Raw genomic sequence first — 13,949 nt, 5'->3', positions numbered from 1 at the left:
TCAGGCCTCGACGACGGTGATCACGTTGCCGTCCGGGTCGCGCAGCATGAACAGCCGCGGGACGCCGGGGGTGTCCTCGGTGGGCAGCGGCTCCAGGTCGGCGACGCCGATCTCGGTCAGCCGGGCGTGCTCGGCGGCCAGGTCGGAGGTCTCGACGCCGATCGCGCTGCCGCCGGGCTCGTCGAACATCGGCGGGTTGAGCGCGAGCCGCGCGGTCGAGCCGGGCGGCGCGACCTCCAGCCAGCGGTGCTCGCCGTTCTCGCCGAACCGGGTGTCGCCGCGGACCTCGAACCCGAGCACGCGGGTGTAGAAGTCCAGCGCGGTGTCCTGGTCGGCGACGGTGAACATGACGACGCCGATGTTGTTCAGAGTGGTGGGGCGCTGTGTGGGTGTGCTCATGTCCGGTACGACCGCGGCGCGGGCGCTAACTCATCGGTGCGCGAGAATCGCGCGCATGTCGACCGCGACCGACGACCGCGACACCGCGGACCCCACGGACGAGGGGTGGCCGAGGGGGCGCCGTCGCGACCCGGCCACGCGCACCCGACGGTGGGCGACCGACCGGCCGGTGCTGCTCGCCGCCGCGCTCGCCGCGCTCGCGGTCGGGGTGTGGGCCTGCTGGTCGGTGACCGTCGACGACGCCTACATCACCTACCGGTACAGCGCGAACCTCGCGCACGGCTCCGGGCCGACCTGGAACCCCGGCCAGGACCCGGTGGAGGGGTTCACGAACTTCACCTGGATGGTGTGGCACGCGCCGTGGGTGTGGCTCGGGGTGCCGCTGCCGGTGGTGTCGAAGCTGACCGCGGCCGCCTGTGCGGCGGCGGTCGTGTGGGTGCTGGTCACCGAGCCGCGGACCCGCTCCGGTGCGGTGCTCGCAGCCGGGTCGTTCGTGCTGTTCCTGCCGACCTGGGGGCACGTCGACTCCGGTCTGGAGACCGCGCCGTTCGCGCTGGTGGTGCTGCGCGCGACGGTCCTCGCCGCCCGGCTGCTGCGCGACCGGGACGCGGCGGTACGGAGCTGGGAGATCCCGGCCCTGCTGCTGCTCGCGGGGACGCTGCGCCCGGACGGCGTGCTCGGTGTGCTGCCCGCCCTGGCCGTGTTCCTGTGGGTGCGGCGCACGGACCGGTCGGTGTGGGTCGCGACCGGGGTCGCCGCGGTCCTCGGTGGTGTGTACCTGGCCGCACGCCGGGCGTACTTCGGTCACCTGCTGCCGAACACGTTCTACGTGAAGGTCGGCGTGGAGGCGGCCACCGACGGCCGCTGGATCCAGACGACGGCGGCCACCCTGCTGCCGCTGCTGGCACTCGCCGTCGCCGCGCTGCTGCGGCCGCGCACCGCCGCCCCGGCCGCACTGGTGCTGGCGAGCTGCACCGCGCTGTGGATCATCCCGGCGTTGTCGGCGCCCGCCATGGACTACCTGTCCCGGTTCGCCTGGCACGGGTTCCCGATGCTGTGCCTGGCCGCGGCGTGGGCGCTCGACACCGTCGAGGTGCGGCGGGTCGCGGCCGGCGCCGCCGCGGTCGCGGTCGGGTGGACGGCGGCGGCGGGCGTCCTCGCCCCGGACGCCCGCACCCTGGTCAACTACGGCGACGACCTGCGCCGCTCCCACATCGCGATCGGTCTCGCGCTCGCCGACACCGATCTCCCCGCAGGCGAGCGGACCCTCGCGGTGACCGACGCCGGCGCGATGCCGTACTTCTCCGGCTGGCGGACCACCGACTACATCGGCCTCAACGACGAGCGGATCGCGCACGGCGCGAACCCCGTCGACGTGCTGCTGGCCGACGACCCGCAGGTCGTGGTGGTCACCAGCTCCTCGCCGGTGCCGGGGTCGTGGCGGAGCGACCTGCCGCGGGTGCTCGCCGGCCGCGAGCTCGTCGGTGTCGCGCAGATGCGCCCGGAGTACTTCCAGCTCGTGTTCGCGAAGCCGGACGTCGCCCCCCAGGTCCGGGCGGCGCTGGACCGGCGCCTCGCCGAGGGCCGCGCGGTCACCGACGCCCGTCTCGACCCCGGCTACTCCCGCTGGCTGGAGCGGATCCTCGGGCTCAGCTGAGGCGCCCCAGCACGTGCCCGCCGAGGGCGCGCAGAGCGGCGGCGTCGCGACGCAGGACCGCGCCGGGCAGCTGGACGGCGGCGTTGAGCCGCGACGACACGTGCGCCCGGGCGGCGCGGGCGGCCCGGGGCAGCCCCCGGGCGTCCATCCGGTCCGCCTCCGCCGCGAAGTAGCGGCGCTCCTCGGCGAAGCGGTTCCCGGCGACGGCGCCCGACCCCGAGTCGCTGGAGCGGTGGCGCCGGTAGCGGAAGCAGACGTGGTCGTCGACGACCATCGTGCCGCCGTCGGCGATCACCGCGACCGGCAGCGCCAGGTCGAACACATCCGCGGACTGCGGCATCGCGACGCGCGCCACCGCGTCGGTCCGCCAGCACAGCGACGGGTTGTACAGCCAGTTCCCCCGCAGCAGGCTCACCACCAGGTCCTCGCCGCCGACCGGGCGCGGGCCCGACCCGGACGGCGCGAGCAGCGCCTTGACCCGGTCGGCGAGCGGGCGGACCGGGCGGTCGTCGGCGTCCATCACGGCGACGCCCGGCTGCACCACCGCGGCGTCCGGCCAGCGCTCGTGCAGCGCGAGGACGGTGTCGAGGTAGTCGGGCTCCATGAGGTCGTCGGCGCCCATCATCACGAAGTACGGCAGCTCGACCGCCTCGATGCAGTACCGATTGTTCGGCTGCGCGCCGAGCCGCTCGGGATTGCGGCGGTACCGGATCCGGTCGTCGCCCAGTGCCGCGAACCAGGGGCCGATCGTGTCGTCGGGGTAGCCGTCGTCGACGACGGTGAGCCGCCAGTCGGTACGGCGCTGGTCCTGCACGCTGCGGACCGCGCGGCGCAGGAGCTCCGGGTCGCCGTAGAAGGGGAGCATCACGTCGACGGGCACGCACCCGACGGTAGCGAGGCGCCCCCTGGCTAGGATCACCCGGCCTCACCAGCGACGACCCGGAGCACGGCGATGGACATCCAGAACCACTACTACGGCCACTCGGCCGTCCTCGCCGCCTACGCCGGACTGTCCCGGCCCCGGCACATCGCCGGTCTGCTGCAGCACGGCTGGACCGCGGTCTCGCCCGTCGCCGCGCACTTCGCGGACTTCCCGAAGGTCGGCACCGACCCCCGGCAGCGACGTCTGCTGGTGTGGTCGCACGGCTGCCGCGGCTGGTCCCCCGCCGACGAGGACCGCACGACCACCCCGGTCGGCGCCCCGGTGCTCTACCTGGAGGCGCTGCTGCGCTCGCAGGGGTGGACGCCGTCGGAGCGGCTCGGGCCGGTGTTCGTCCCGTTCCACGGCACCCGGCTGGTCCGGGTGACCGGCGCGCACGCCGACCTGGCCCGCCAGGTCGCGAAGGTCGACGGCCCGTCGACGGTGTGCCTGCACCACGAGGACATGACCGCCCCGGAGATCACCACGGCCTGGCGCGACGCCGGGCACACGCTGGTCACCGCCGGTCGGCGCGACGACCCGCACTTCCTGCTGCGGATCATGCACCTGGTCGGGAACGCGAGCCGGGTCTCGTCGAACCGGCTGTCGACGGCCGTGCTGTACGCGGCCGCCGTCGGTACCCCCGCCGCGGTGTGGGGAGATCCGCTGACGTTCGGGGCCCAGTCGTCATCGGCGGTGGACGAGCTGCGCGCGACCTGGCCGGAGTTCCACACGGTGGACCCCGCGGACGGGGCCCGCCCGGAGGTGGGCGCTGCGGAGTCGGACGCCGCCGCGACCGCGCTCGCCCGCCGCGAGCTCGGCGCCGAGCACCTGCTCGCCCCCGATGCACTGCGCACCGCGCTCGGCTGGGGCCGCACCCCGGGCGTCGGGCCCGGTCTGCAGTACTACGCGGCGTCGCCGTTGGCGAAGGCCGCGATGGTGCTCGGGCTGACCAAGCGCTCCGAGGCCAGCACGCAGGCGCTGTCGGCAGGCAGCTCGAACCCGCTGCTGTGGCTGCGCCACCCGCTGGCCGCCCTGCCGAGGCCGCTCCCGCACGGTCTGCCCACGCCGATCATGACCGAGGAGCCCCTCGACGCCTGACCACGCCGGGTCAGGTCGGTCGGAAGATCCGGCGCACCAGCAGCAGCAGCGCCACCCCGAGCAGCGCGGCCAGCCCGAACCGCACCGACAGCCACAGCACGCCCTCGGCGGGCAGCAGCACGCCGGCCCCGCACACGACGACGCCGACGGCCAGCGGCCCGGCCAGCACGGCCTCCCGCCAGCGGGTCGGCGACACCCGGCGGCGCAGCAGCGACGTCCCGGCCGCCAGGGCCAGGTAGATCAGCGGGAACCCGGCGGCGACCGCGGTCAGCGACCCGGTCCGGGCGAGCAGCACCGCCGCGACCACGCCGAGCACCAGGCTGACCGGGCTCACGAAGGCCAGCCCGCCGCTGCGGCCGGACGCGAACACCAGGTGCACGTTGGCCAGGTAGACGACGCTGACCACGGCGCCGAGCGTCGCGACCGCGGTGACCGGGACCAGCTGTCCGGGGGCGAACGAGGCCGGGGCGAGGATGCGCAGCAGGAACGGCGCGAGCAGCCCGACCCCACCGGCCAGGGCGGCGGTGACGACGCCGACGTCACGGGCGGTGCGTTCCAGGGCGGCGCCGCGGGCCTCGGGCGGCGTCCGGTAGATCACCGGTGCCCAGGCGTTGTTCAGCGCCGAAACGATCATGGCGGGTGCCGAGCCGAGCAGCAGCGCGATCTGCATGCGGCCGCCGTCGGCGACGCCGAAGTACCGGTTCACGATCAGGACCAGCGCGTTCTGCACCAGCAGCAGCGCGACCAGGTGCGGGACGGCCGGCAGCCCGATCCGCAGCGCCCGGCCGAAGTCACCCCGCGCGGTGCGCGGACGGCCACCGCGCAGGGCCAGCGCCAGCCCGATGACCGCGGCGGCGAGGTAGCCGAGCAGCAGCCCGAACAGGTAGTCGTCGGCGTCGCTCGCCCGCCAGGAGACGAGCGCGAGCCCGGCGAGCGGGCCGCCGAGCGTCGCCACCCCGGACATGACCACGAACGGCACCGGCCGGTCCTGCACCCGCAGGAACGCCTGGGCGTTGAGCACCACGACGAAACCGGCCGCGGCCAGCCCGGCGAAGACCAGCCCGGCCCGCCAGGGCACCGACAGCACCGGTCCGCTCCACCACGGCCCGGCCAGCACCGCGAGCACGACCACGACCAGTGACAGCGCGCTACCCTGCAGCACCAGCGCCCGCGCGCCGTCGGTGCCGGAGCTCTCCAGGATCCCGTGCCGGGTGATCGACGACGCGAGGCCGAACCCGACGACCATCGCGCCGACCTGCACCAGGATCAGCCCGACCGCGACGACGCCGTACTCGGCGTCGCCCAGCAGCCGGGTGACGAACGGCGTGACGACGACGTTCGCCAGGATCGGGGCGACGCTGCCCAGGGTGTAGAGCGAGCCGCGCCCGAGTACCTCCCGGCTGGCGTCCACGCTCACGTCTCCCTCACGCGGAGTGCCCGAAGAACTCCCGGACCAGGGCGGAGACCCGGTCCACGTCGGTGTCGGCGAGATCGGGGAACAGCGGTAGCGAGAGCTGCTGCGAGTAGTACTCCTCGGCGTTCGGGCACAGGCCGCGGCGGTAGCCGAGGTCGGCGAACACCGGGTGCCAGTAGGCGGGGATGTAGTTGACCTGCACCCCGATGCCCCGCTCGCGCAGGTGGTCGAACAGCGCGCGGCGGCGGCCGTCGAGCACGCGCAGCGGGTAGAGGTGCCAGGCGGGCTCGGCGCCGTCGCGGCGGACCGGGGTGCGGACCTCGGGCACGTCGGCGAGCGCGGCGTCGTAGCGGGCGTGGATCTCCCTGCGCCGCGCGGTGAACGCGGCCAGCCGCGTGAGCTGCGACGATCCGAGCGCGGCGAGCAGGTCGGGCAGCCGGTAGTTCAGCCCGAACGCGTGCACCTCCTGGTGCCACGGCCCCTCGTCGGGGAACCGCTGCGCGTCCCGGTCACGGACGAGGCCGTGGTTGCGGAACGACCGGGCGCCCGCGACGAGGTCGGACCGCGGGGACACGACCGCGCCGCCCTCCGCGGTGGTGAGGTTCTTGGTCGGGAAGAAGCTCAGCGTCGTCAGCTCGGCCAGGTCACCGACCGGGCGGCCATGCCAGGTGCCGCCCACGGAGTGCGCGGCGTCCTCCAGCAGCAGGGCACCGGCCCCGTGCGCGACCGCGCGCAGCGCCTCGGCGTCGATCGGGTGGCCCGCGTAGTCGACCCCGGCCACGACGGTGGTGTCCGGGGTGAGCGCGGCCTTCGCCGCGTCCGGGTCGAGGTTGCCGGTGTCGGGGCTGACGTCGGCGAACACGACGTTCGCGCCGAGCAGCGCCGCGGCGCTCGCCGTCGCCACGAACGTCAGCGGGGCGACCACGACGTCCTGGCCGGGGCCGACCCCGGCCGCGGCGTAGGCGACGTGCAGCGCCGCGGTCCCGCTGGTCACGGCCACCGCGGGGTTCCCGCAGACCGCGGCGAGGTCGTCCTCGAACCGGGTCACGGCCGGGCCGGTGGTCAACCAGTCGGTCCCGAGGACCGCCGTGACCGCCTCGACGTCGGACGACGAGATCGACTGCCGGCCGTAGGGGAGCATCAGTCGAGCGCCTCGACCATCGCGCGCAGCTGCTCGGGCGAGAGCCACAGGTCGTTGGTGTCCGACCGGTACGCCTGCCCGTCCGGGACCGGCTCGCCGACGGCCGGGGAGGTGTAGCCCCAGCCGGCGATGTAGGGCTCGACGACGTAGCGGTCGGCCAGCTTGAGGGTCCGCCGCGAGTCGTCGGCGGCGATCATCTCCTCGTGCAGCTTCTCCCCCGGCCGGATCCCGATCTCGTGGGTCGCGGCGCCGGGGGCGATGGCCTCGGCGAGGTCGGTCATCCGCATCGACGGGATGCGCGGCACGTAGAGCTCGCCGCCCTGCATCGCGTCGAAGGAGTCGATGACGAACTGCACCGCGTCCGGCAGGGTGATCCAGAACCGGGTCATCCGCTTGTCGGTGATCGGCAGCGACTGGCCCTCGGCGGCGAGGCGCTTGAACAGCGGCACCACCGAGCCGCGGCTGCCGAGCACGTTGCCGTAGCGGACCACGGCGAACCGGGTCTCGTAGGCGGCCGCGTAGTGGTTCGCGCTCACGAACAGCCGGTCGGCGCACAGCTTGGTGGCGCCGTAGAGGTTGATCGGGCTCGACGCCTTGTCCGTCGACAACGCGACGACCTTCTTCACCCCGGCGTCGATCGCGGCCTCGACGACGTTCTGCGAGCCCTCGACGTTGGTCCGGATGAACTCGAACGGGTTGTACTCGGCGGTGTCCACCTGCTTGAGCGCGGCGGCGTGCACGACGTAGTCGACACCGTGCATCGCGCGGCGCAGGCGCGGCTGGTCCCGGACGTCACCGAGGAACCAGCGCAGCCGCAGGTCGTTCTCGAACAGCGAGCGGCACTCGTACTGCTTGAGCTCGTCGCGCGACAGGATCACCAGCCGGCGCGGCTCGTAGCGGTCGAGCAGGGTGCGGACGAAGGCCTTCCCGAAGGACCCCGTCCCGCCCGTGACCAGGACCGACGAGCCCTTGAGTACCGACATCACGCCTCCAGATCTGCGGAATTTCTTCCGCCCGGCATGATGGCACGCGTCCGGTTCGGTTGACCGAAGGAGGGCGGTGATGAGCGTGGCCACTCGGGTTCGTGTGGTGGTGCAGGCACGCATGACGTCGACCCGGCTCCCTGGCAAGAGCCTGTTGCCGGTCGCAGGCATACCGCTAGCGGTACTGGTCTTGACCCGCGCATCGAGTACCGGCCTCGACGTCGTCCTCGCCACCAGCGACGAAGCGTCCGACGACGAGCTGACCGCGGTCGTCCGTGCCGCCGGCTTTCCGGTCGTGCGTGGGTCGCGCCTTGACGTGCTCGACCGGTTCCTCTCCGCCACAACCGACCTCCATGACCAGGACGTGGTGGTTCGGCTGACGGCCGACAACCCGCTTCCCGATGGGGACCTGATCGACGACCTCGTCGCGAGTCTGACCGGCAGCGACGACGCTTACCGATACATCGACCAGAGTTCGGTGCCCTACGGCCTGAGTGCCGAGGCATTCCGCGTTCACGCGCTCCGCGCGGCTGCCGCATCCCAGGACCTGCAGGACCGCGAGCACGTCACCCGGTGGATGAGGCGGGAAGCACCGGCGAAGCAGTTTCGGCCCGCCCTGCCCCCACGAACACCGGACGGACTGCGTTGCACGATCGATCTGCCGGGGGACTACGAGGCGGTGGCGACACTGATGGCGGGACGAGCCATGGCGGGCTGGCGCGAACTCGTGATCGGCTTGTCATGAGTCGCTCAGCACGTCCGGGGGCTTCCAGCCCACGTCTAGTTCTCGGTGCAGCGCAGATCGGTCAGTCCTACGGGGCGACGAATCTCGCAGGACGTCCTGACCGGGGCACTGTCAGCGCAATTCTCGATGCGGTGCGGGCGCACGGCATCAGTCACGTCGACACGGCCCGCGGATACGGCGATTCCGAGGCGGACCTCGGTTCGGCCGCGCGGACCGGGGAGCCCCCGGCGATCATCACCAAGATCGCCCCACTGTCGCGGTCGGGCAACGCCAACGACCAGATCGCGCGCAGCTGGGCACAGTCTGCGGAGGCACTGGGAGCCGCGAGTCGCTCAGTCTCCGACCTGCTCTTTCACCGCGCCGATGACGCTCTGCGTCCCGGCGCGTGGGATTCCTTGTGCGCATTACGCAACGCTGAGGGGATAGATCGGATTGGGGTGTCGGTCCAACACCCCGATGAGCTTCTGGACATACTAGCTCTTCCAGAAATCGGCCACGTCCAGCTGCCCTTCAATGTCGTTGACCGCCGATGGCTCACCTCCGAAGTGTGCGGTGCCCTGACCGACCGACCGGACGTGGTGGTTGTCTGTCGCAGCGTCTTTCTCCAGGGCTTGTTGGTAAATGACCACGGTTGGCCCGCAGGCATCGACGGCGCGCCGATCCTCTCTGCACTGGACGATGCCGCGATCAGAACAGGTTCACCGGGTCGAGCCGCCCTGTGCCTGCGATTCGTCTTTGCTCAGCCCTGGGTCGATGCCGTGGTCATCGGCGCAGAGACTGCAGCCCAAGTGATCGAGAACGCGTCGTTGACTTCGTTGCCACCGCTCTCCGCGGACGAAGCGTTCATGGTGATGAGCCGGGTCCCCGCAGCTGGGCCGGACCTCGTAAACCCCAGCAGGTGGAACGCATGACCAGCCCCTCGCAACTGTTCGACCTCACCGGACGCCCCTCGCTGGTGACAGGGGCCGCTGGACATCTCGGCAGAACCATCGCACAGACACTCGCGGCAGCCGGTTCCCCGGTCTGGCTCGTCGGTCGGCGTGGGGGACCGCTCGAAGATCTCTCAGAGCGGATCAGAGCGCGCGGAGGTATCGCGACACCCCATGTCGCAGACGTCACGCACGACCAGGACATCGAGGCACTAGCCGCGACGATCCGCGACGAGCACGGGCGCTTGGACGTCCTCGTAAGTAATGCCCATGTCGGCCGCGGTGGAACGCTTGCGACCTCGACCGCCGACCAGTATCGAGAGGCCATCGAGCTCTCGCTGATCGCGACACAACGCCTGATCAGGACCACGCTCGGGGAGCTGCGCGCCGCTTCGGCCGACGGGTCTCCGTCCGTCATCGCTGTGTCGTCGATGTACGGCATGATCAGCCCCAGGCCCCACCTGTACGAGGATGCGAGTACGACGAATCCGCCGTTCTATGGTGCGGCGAAAGCCGGGCTACTTCAGTTGGTCCGATACTCCGCCGTGGAGCTCGCACCAGACGGGATCCGGGTCAACGCTCTGGTACCAGGGGCATTTCCGGCGGAGCCGGACACCCCCCTGTCCGACAGTCTCCGGAGGGAGATCCCGGGGAGACGGGTGGGCACGCCGGAGGACCTCGCGACCGCGGTCCTCTACCTCGCCTCGCCCAGATCTCGATTCACCACCGGCTCCTCAGTCGTGGTCGACGGCGGCTGGACAGCCTGGTGAGAGTGCGATCCTTGGCCCTGATCTGTGATGCCAGTGCCCGCACCGGATTCGGCCACTGGGTACGTAGCACGACGTTGGCTGAGGAAATGGCGCGGCGAGGTTGGCGTGTTGTTGTGGTCCACGCCCCTGATGTCGATGCACGGGCGATCGGGGAAGGCGCCGCCAGGGGGTGGGCCCACGTCGTCGCCGAACGTGATTCGGACTCGCTGCGTTCCGCCCTGGACTTCGTGAACCCCGCGGTCATCGTCGTCGACACCTATCGACTCGATGCCGCCACGGTCGAGGCCCTACGCGCCCCTCAGCGCTGCACCGTCGTCATCGACGACCTCAACGACCGGGGCGTTCTCGATGCCGACGTCATCGTCAACCAGAACCTGGGGGCGGAGGACTTCGTCTACCGCACCCAGTCGGACACGGTCCTGCTCGCCGGTCCCCGCTACGCCATGTTGCGGCCCCGATTCGCGCAGCTCCGCAGCGTAGGCGTCGGCAGATTGGACCAGCAGCCCGTCCGCCCGTCCAGGGTGTTCGTTCTGATGGGCGGCAGTGACGCGACCGGCGCGCTGCCCCAGGTCTTGCACAGTTGCCTGGAGGCATTTCCCTCCGCACGCATCAGAGCGGTCGTACCACCGGGTGCAGAACGGGCCGTACAGGCTCTGCGACGCCACGAGGACATCGACACGATCGCACCGACCCCGGAGATCGCCGAGCAGATGCTCGATGCCGACTTCGTCGTCACCGCAGGGGGCACCTCTGTCTGGGAGCTGTGCGCGTTGGGGCGTCCGTTCGGCGTAGTAGTAGTTGCCGACAATCAACAGGACGCGACCGGTCGCCTCGCTCGAATCGGCGCCACGGTTCGACTCGGCGGACAGCCGGTGGAGCCCCGCGAGCTGACGGCATCGCTTCGCGCTGCGACGGCGGACCCGGCAGTACTGGTTGAGAGAGCCCGCCGGGCGTCCGAGGTCACGGACGGAGCAGGATGCGCCCGAGTCGCCGACATCGTCGAGCAGACCGAGCATCGTGCCGTCATGCCAGCACACTGTGAAGAGGGCAGGAGATCCTGATGATCGCACTCGTACCTGTCGGGCCCGAACACCGCGACGACCTGCGGCAGTGGCGGAACGACCCGGAGGTCGCCCGCTACATGTACACGACTCACGAGATCTCAGCGGAGGAGCACGAGGCCTGGTTCCAGAAACTCCTCACCGCACCGGACCGCAAAGCGTGGGTGGTCTCCATGGACGGAACGGGAGTGGGCGCCGTCTTCCTCACCGAGATCGACACCGACAACTCGCGTGCGATGTGGGCCTTCTACCTCGCCGACCCCCGCACCCGAGGCCGTGGTGTAGGCAGCGCCACCGAGTTCCTGCTCCTCGACATCGCCTTCGTCGAGCTCGGGCTGCACAAGCTGTCTGCCGAAGTACTGTCCTTCAACCAGCCTGTCCTTCAGATGCACCAGAAGTTCGGGTTCGTCGAGGAAGGGTGCCTACGCCGGCACTGGTACCGCGACGGCGAGTGGCTCGATGTCCACGTGATCGCACAGTTCCGGGACTCCTGGCTCGCCCGCCGTGACACCTTCGCGAGCACACTGCACGGTCGCGGGCTCATCTGACTCGGCCGTGGTGTCCCTGGATCCTGCCTCCTGGACTCGAAGTGGTCCAGCTCCGAGGCACAACCGCGATCGGTCCACCGTCCGGCTCCCGGTAGTGATACCGCCGTTGCTCGGCGTCGCGGCGGGCGCCTGGGTCGGCCTCGGAGTCGACGTTCAGTACGTCCTCGGTGGTCTCATCACCGCCGAGGCAGGCGGCGCCGGCGGTGCGCACGAGATCTTCGTGCACCGGCCACTGCTCTATCGGCTGTTCATGGCGGCCCTCCAGCAGATTGCAGACCTCCTGACGGAGGACCCTTCCGGTCTACCCGCGCAACTCGTCGTCCGGTTGGTCGCCTGCCTGCTCGTGATCGCCGGGGGCGTCGCGGTGTGGTGGGGGCTACGACGGCACCTGGACGAGACCAGCAGCCGACTGATCACTGTCGCCGCGACGGTCGCCCTGTGCGCGGCACCGAACTTCCACTTCCTCACCGCGGACTGGGTCGGAGCGGCCCTGGCGTTCGCCTCCGTCGGCGCGGCACTCGGGCCGCGCCGAGGATGGGTCGGCGGGCTGATCGGCGGGTTGCTGCTGTGGAGCGTCCTGGCAGTCAAAGTCGCCACGGCACCGTGGGCGGTGCTAGCAGTCGGACTGGTCGCCCTGTTCACCCTCCGGAGGGCAGTCCTCGCCTCGGTTGTCGCCAGCGCCGCCACCCTGGCATGGATCGTCGGTACCTCTTGGGTGGACCCGCTGGAGATCCTCTGGCTGCGCGACTCGGTCCGTGCCAACTTCACCTCGCCCCTGCAGACCGGATTCGGCACCCACGAGGCGACTGAACTCGCCCGGGTCCTCGCCAACGTGGTCATCGTCTCGCCCGTCCTCGTCGCACTTCCCGCCGCGTTCGTGGTGATCGTCTTCCACAACCGGAGCTGGGCCACAGGGGCTGTGATCTCGGTACTCGCAGTGGGACTGTCTCTTGCGTCAGGCGTCGGCCAGGGCCAGTGGTACGCCTACCACTTCGTCGGTCTGCCGGTGCTCGCCGCGGGTGTGTGGGCACGAGCCGTCTGTCTGGCGTCGACCCGTGCCCGCGCCGTTCTGATCGTCGCTCCGCTCATCGCCGGTCTGCTCAGCGCAGTGCTGCTGGCACAGGACCTCGGATGGCGGCGTGAGGTCTTCGGACCAGTCGTAGCGGCGTTCGTAGTACTGAGCCTGTGCACCGTCTTCGGCGCACTGGCGGAACGCAGATGGGCCGCGCGGCGAACCCCTGGCACGGTCCTTCTTGCAGCAGCGACGACGGCGCTCGCGGCCTGCCTGCTCCCGGCCGGGCTACCCGCCGCGGCATATGCCTTCGACGGTTTCGATGACCAGTACACCAACGCGGGCTTGCTCGACTCCCAGCGGAACGCGCACGCGGAGTACGACCAAGTCCGCCAGAGGATCGGCACGCAGACCCCGGTCCTGTACCTGGCGTACGGTTCGAAGGCCTACCTGCTCGGCAGTCCGACACCGTGCCGATACCCGTCACCAGTCTTCGTTTCCCGCAGCACCTACGACTCTCGGATACGTAGCCTGGGCAGCTACGCAGACAACCTGTCCTGCTACGAGGCGGACTCAGCGGCGCGATACCTGGTGATGGATCGCGCATGGGCCGACCTCGACCGCCTCGAACCGGCTCTACGGCGGCAGCTGACCACGATGTTCGACTGCTCCCGGTCGTTCACGTCCGTCGCCGGCGGAGCGACCCTGGAGTTCTGTCCCCGTGTGTGATCCCGCCTCTCGGAGATTGGCGGGGCTGGAGGTACGCCCCGGCACCGTTGCCGATGCCGAACTGCTTCTGGCCTGGCGCAACGACCCCGACACCCGCCGCTGGTCGCGCAGCCACAACGACGAGGTCGACCTCGCCACCCACCGCCGCTGGCTCACCGACTCGCTGGACCGCGACGACCGGCTGCTCCTCGTCGTCGACGACGTCCGCGGCCCGGTCGGCACCGTCCGCTGGGACCGCGACGACAGCGGCTGGGAGGTCTCGATCACCGTCGCCCCGGAGCGCCGCGGCGAGGGGCTGGCCGGGCCGCTGCTGCGGGCCGGGGAGGACGCGCTGCGGGCCCGGGCCGGCGCCGGGACCGCGGTGACCGCCGTCGTGCACAGCGGGAACGACGCCTCGGCCCGGCTGTTCGCCCGGGCGGGCTACGCCGACGGCGCCGGCCCCGACGCGGACGGCTTCCGGACCCTGCACCGCGTGGTGTGACCGTTCGGGTGCCGTGACGCAACCCGCACGGCACACCTCCGGCACGCCGCTGTGACCTAC

14 protein-coding genes are annotated in these 13,949 nt (G+C 71.4%); 9 read left to right on the top strand and 5 right to left on the bottom strand.

The features are described from left to right. On the bottom strand, window positions 1–399 hold the full coding sequence (locus tag ZF1_RS00660) for a VOC family protein (protein ID WP_482636234.1): 399 nt from the start codon (window positions 397–399) through the stop codon (window positions 1–3). A 55-nt stretch (window positions 400–454) separates the two neighbouring features. Here ZF1_RS00660 and ZF1_RS00655 point away from each other — a divergent pair, with 55 nt between their 5' ends. Further along, window positions 455–2,056 (top strand): hypothetical protein, encoded by a 1,602-nt coding sequence (locus ZF1_RS00655; RefSeq protein ID WP_476653300.1) that lies wholly within the window; start codon window positions 455–457, stop codon window positions 2,054–2,056. Here ZF1_RS00655 and ZF1_RS00650 read toward each other — a convergent pair. Beyond that, window positions 2,049–2,936, bottom strand: a complete 888-nt coding sequence (locus tag ZF1_RS00650) for a glycosyltransferase family 2 protein (RefSeq protein ID WP_405420499.1) — start codon at window positions 2,934–2,936, stop codon at window positions 2,049–2,051. The genes ZF1_RS00655 and ZF1_RS00650 overlap by 8 nt on opposite strands. Before the next feature lie 72 nt (window positions 2,937–3,008). Between ZF1_RS00650 and ZF1_RS00645 the strand changes: the two genes are divergently transcribed. Then, window positions 3,009–4,076 (top strand): hypothetical protein, encoded by a 1,068-nt coding sequence (locus tag ZF1_RS00645; protein ID WP_405420502.1) that lies wholly within the window; start codon window positions 3,009–3,011, stop codon window positions 4,074–4,076. A gap of 10 nt (window positions 4,077–4,086) precedes the next feature. On the opposite strand, the gene ZF1_RS00640 is transcribed toward ZF1_RS00645, so the two are convergent. Genes ZF1_RS00640 through pseB form a run of 3 tightly spaced genes read right to left on the bottom strand, consistent with a single transcriptional unit; the run spans window position 4,087 to window position 7,614 of the window. Further along, a complete protein-coding gene (locus ZF1_RS00640; protein WP_405420504.1) occupies window positions 4,087–5,487 on the bottom strand; it encodes a lipopolysaccharide biosynthesis protein in 1,401 nt (466 codons plus the stop codon). A gap of 13 nt (window positions 5,488–5,500) precedes the next feature. After that, window positions 5,501–6,631 (bottom strand): DegT/DnrJ/EryC1/StrS family aminotransferase, encoded by a 1,131-nt coding sequence (locus tag ZF1_RS00635; RefSeq protein ID WP_482636233.1) that lies wholly within the window; start codon window positions 6,629–6,631, stop codon window positions 5,501–5,503. Beyond that, the gene (gene pseB, locus ZF1_RS00630; protein ID WP_482636232.1) at window positions 6,631–7,614 is read right to left on the bottom strand and encodes a UDP-N-acetylglucosamine 4,6-dehydratase (inverting); all 984 of its coding nucleotides are present in this window, start codon (window positions 7,612–7,614) and stop codon (window positions 6,631–6,633) included. Before pseB ends, ZF1_RS00635 begins: the two co-directional genes overlap by 1 nt. A gap of 79 nt (window positions 7,615–7,693) precedes the next feature. Between pseB and ZF1_RS00625 the strand changes: the two genes are divergently transcribed. The 7 genes from ZF1_RS00625 (at window position 7,694) to ZF1_RS00595 (ending at window position 13,889) form a co-directional block, all read left to right on the top strand. Continuing rightward, window positions 7,694–8,359: a cytidylyltransferase domain-containing protein gene (locus ZF1_RS00625; RefSeq protein WP_482636231.1), complete on the top strand. Its 666-nt coding sequence runs from the start codon at window positions 7,694–7,696 to the stop codon at window positions 8,357–8,359. Further along, entirely contained in the window at window positions 8,356–9,270 is a 915-nt protein-coding gene (locus ZF1_RS00620; RefSeq protein ID WP_482636230.1) for an aldo/keto reductase, read from the top strand. The genes ZF1_RS00625 and ZF1_RS00620 overlap by 4 nt, the downstream gene beginning before the upstream one ends. Next, window positions 9,267–10,058, top strand: a complete 792-nt coding sequence (locus tag ZF1_RS00615; protein ID WP_482636229.1) for an SDR family NAD(P)-dependent oxidoreductase — start codon at window positions 9,267–9,269, stop codon at window positions 10,056–10,058. The genes ZF1_RS00620 and ZF1_RS00615 overlap by 4 nt, the downstream gene beginning before the upstream one ends. An 11-nt stretch (window positions 10,059–10,069) precedes the next feature. Then, a complete protein-coding gene (locus ZF1_RS00610) occupies window positions 10,070–11,119 on the top strand; it encodes a PseG/SpsG family protein (RefSeq protein ID WP_482636228.1) in 1,050 nt (349 codons plus the stop codon). After that, window positions 11,119–11,667 (top strand): UDP-4-amino-4,6-dideoxy-N-acetyl-beta-L-altrosamine N-acetyltransferase, encoded by a 549-nt coding sequence (gene pseH / locus ZF1_RS00605; protein ID WP_482636227.1) that lies wholly within the window; start codon window positions 11,119–11,121, stop codon window positions 11,665–11,667. The genes ZF1_RS00610 and pseH overlap by 1 nt, the downstream gene beginning before the upstream one ends. A 106-nt stretch (window positions 11,668–11,773) precedes the next feature. Beyond that, on the top strand, window positions 11,774–13,408 hold the full coding sequence (locus tag ZF1_RS00600; RefSeq protein WP_482636226.1) for a hypothetical protein: 1,635 nt from the start codon (window positions 11,774–11,776) through the stop codon (window positions 13,406–13,408). A gap of 16 nt (window positions 13,409–13,424) precedes the next feature. Then, the gene (locus ZF1_RS00595) at window positions 13,425–13,889 is read left to right on the top strand and encodes a GNAT family N-acetyltransferase (protein WP_482636225.1); all 465 of its coding nucleotides are present in this window, start codon (window positions 13,425–13,427) and stop codon (window positions 13,887–13,889) included. Window positions 13,890–13,949: the final 60 nt, after the last annotated feature.

Source organism: Pseudonocardia sp. ZF1 (assembly GCF_056835605.1).
The sequence above is the reverse complement of the archived record's forward strand: the minus strand, read 5'-3'. Positions and strand labels throughout refer to the sequence as shown.

Bases quoted from the DNA above. Each gene is read 5' to 3' on its own strand.
- ZF1_RS00620 (WP_482636230.1), top strand. From the start codon at position 8,356: ATGAGTCGCTCAGCACGTCCGGGGGCTTCCAGCCCACGTCTAGTTCTC.
- pseB (WP_482636232.1), bottom strand. From the start codon at position 7,614: ATGTCGGTACTCAAGGGCTCGTCGGTCCTGGTCACGGGCGGGACGGGG.
- ZF1_RS00660 (WP_482636234.1), bottom strand. From the start codon at position 399: ATGAGCACACCCACACAGCGCCCCACCACTCTGAACAACATCGGCGTC.
- pseH (WP_482636227.1), top strand. From the start codon at position 11,119: ATGATCGCACTCGTACCTGTCGGGCCCGAACACCGCGACGACCTGCGG.
- ZF1_RS00615 (WP_482636229.1), top strand. From the start codon at position 9,267: ATGACCAGCCCCTCGCAACTGTTCGACCTCACCGGACGCCCCTCGCTG.
- ZF1_RS00655 (WP_476653300.1), top strand. From the start codon at position 455: ATGTCGACCGCGACCGACGACCGCGACACCGCGGACCCCACGGACGAG.
- ZF1_RS00625 (WP_482636231.1), top strand. From the start codon at position 7,694: ATGAGCGTGGCCACTCGGGTTCGTGTGGTGGTGCAGGCACGCATGACG.
- ZF1_RS00635 (WP_482636233.1), bottom strand. From the start codon at position 6,631: ATGCTCCCCTACGGCCGGCAGTCGATCTCGTCGTCCGACGTCGAGGCG.
- ZF1_RS00645 (WP_405420502.1), top strand. From the start codon at position 3,009: ATGGACATCCAGAACCACTACTACGGCCACTCGGCCGTCCTCGCCGCC.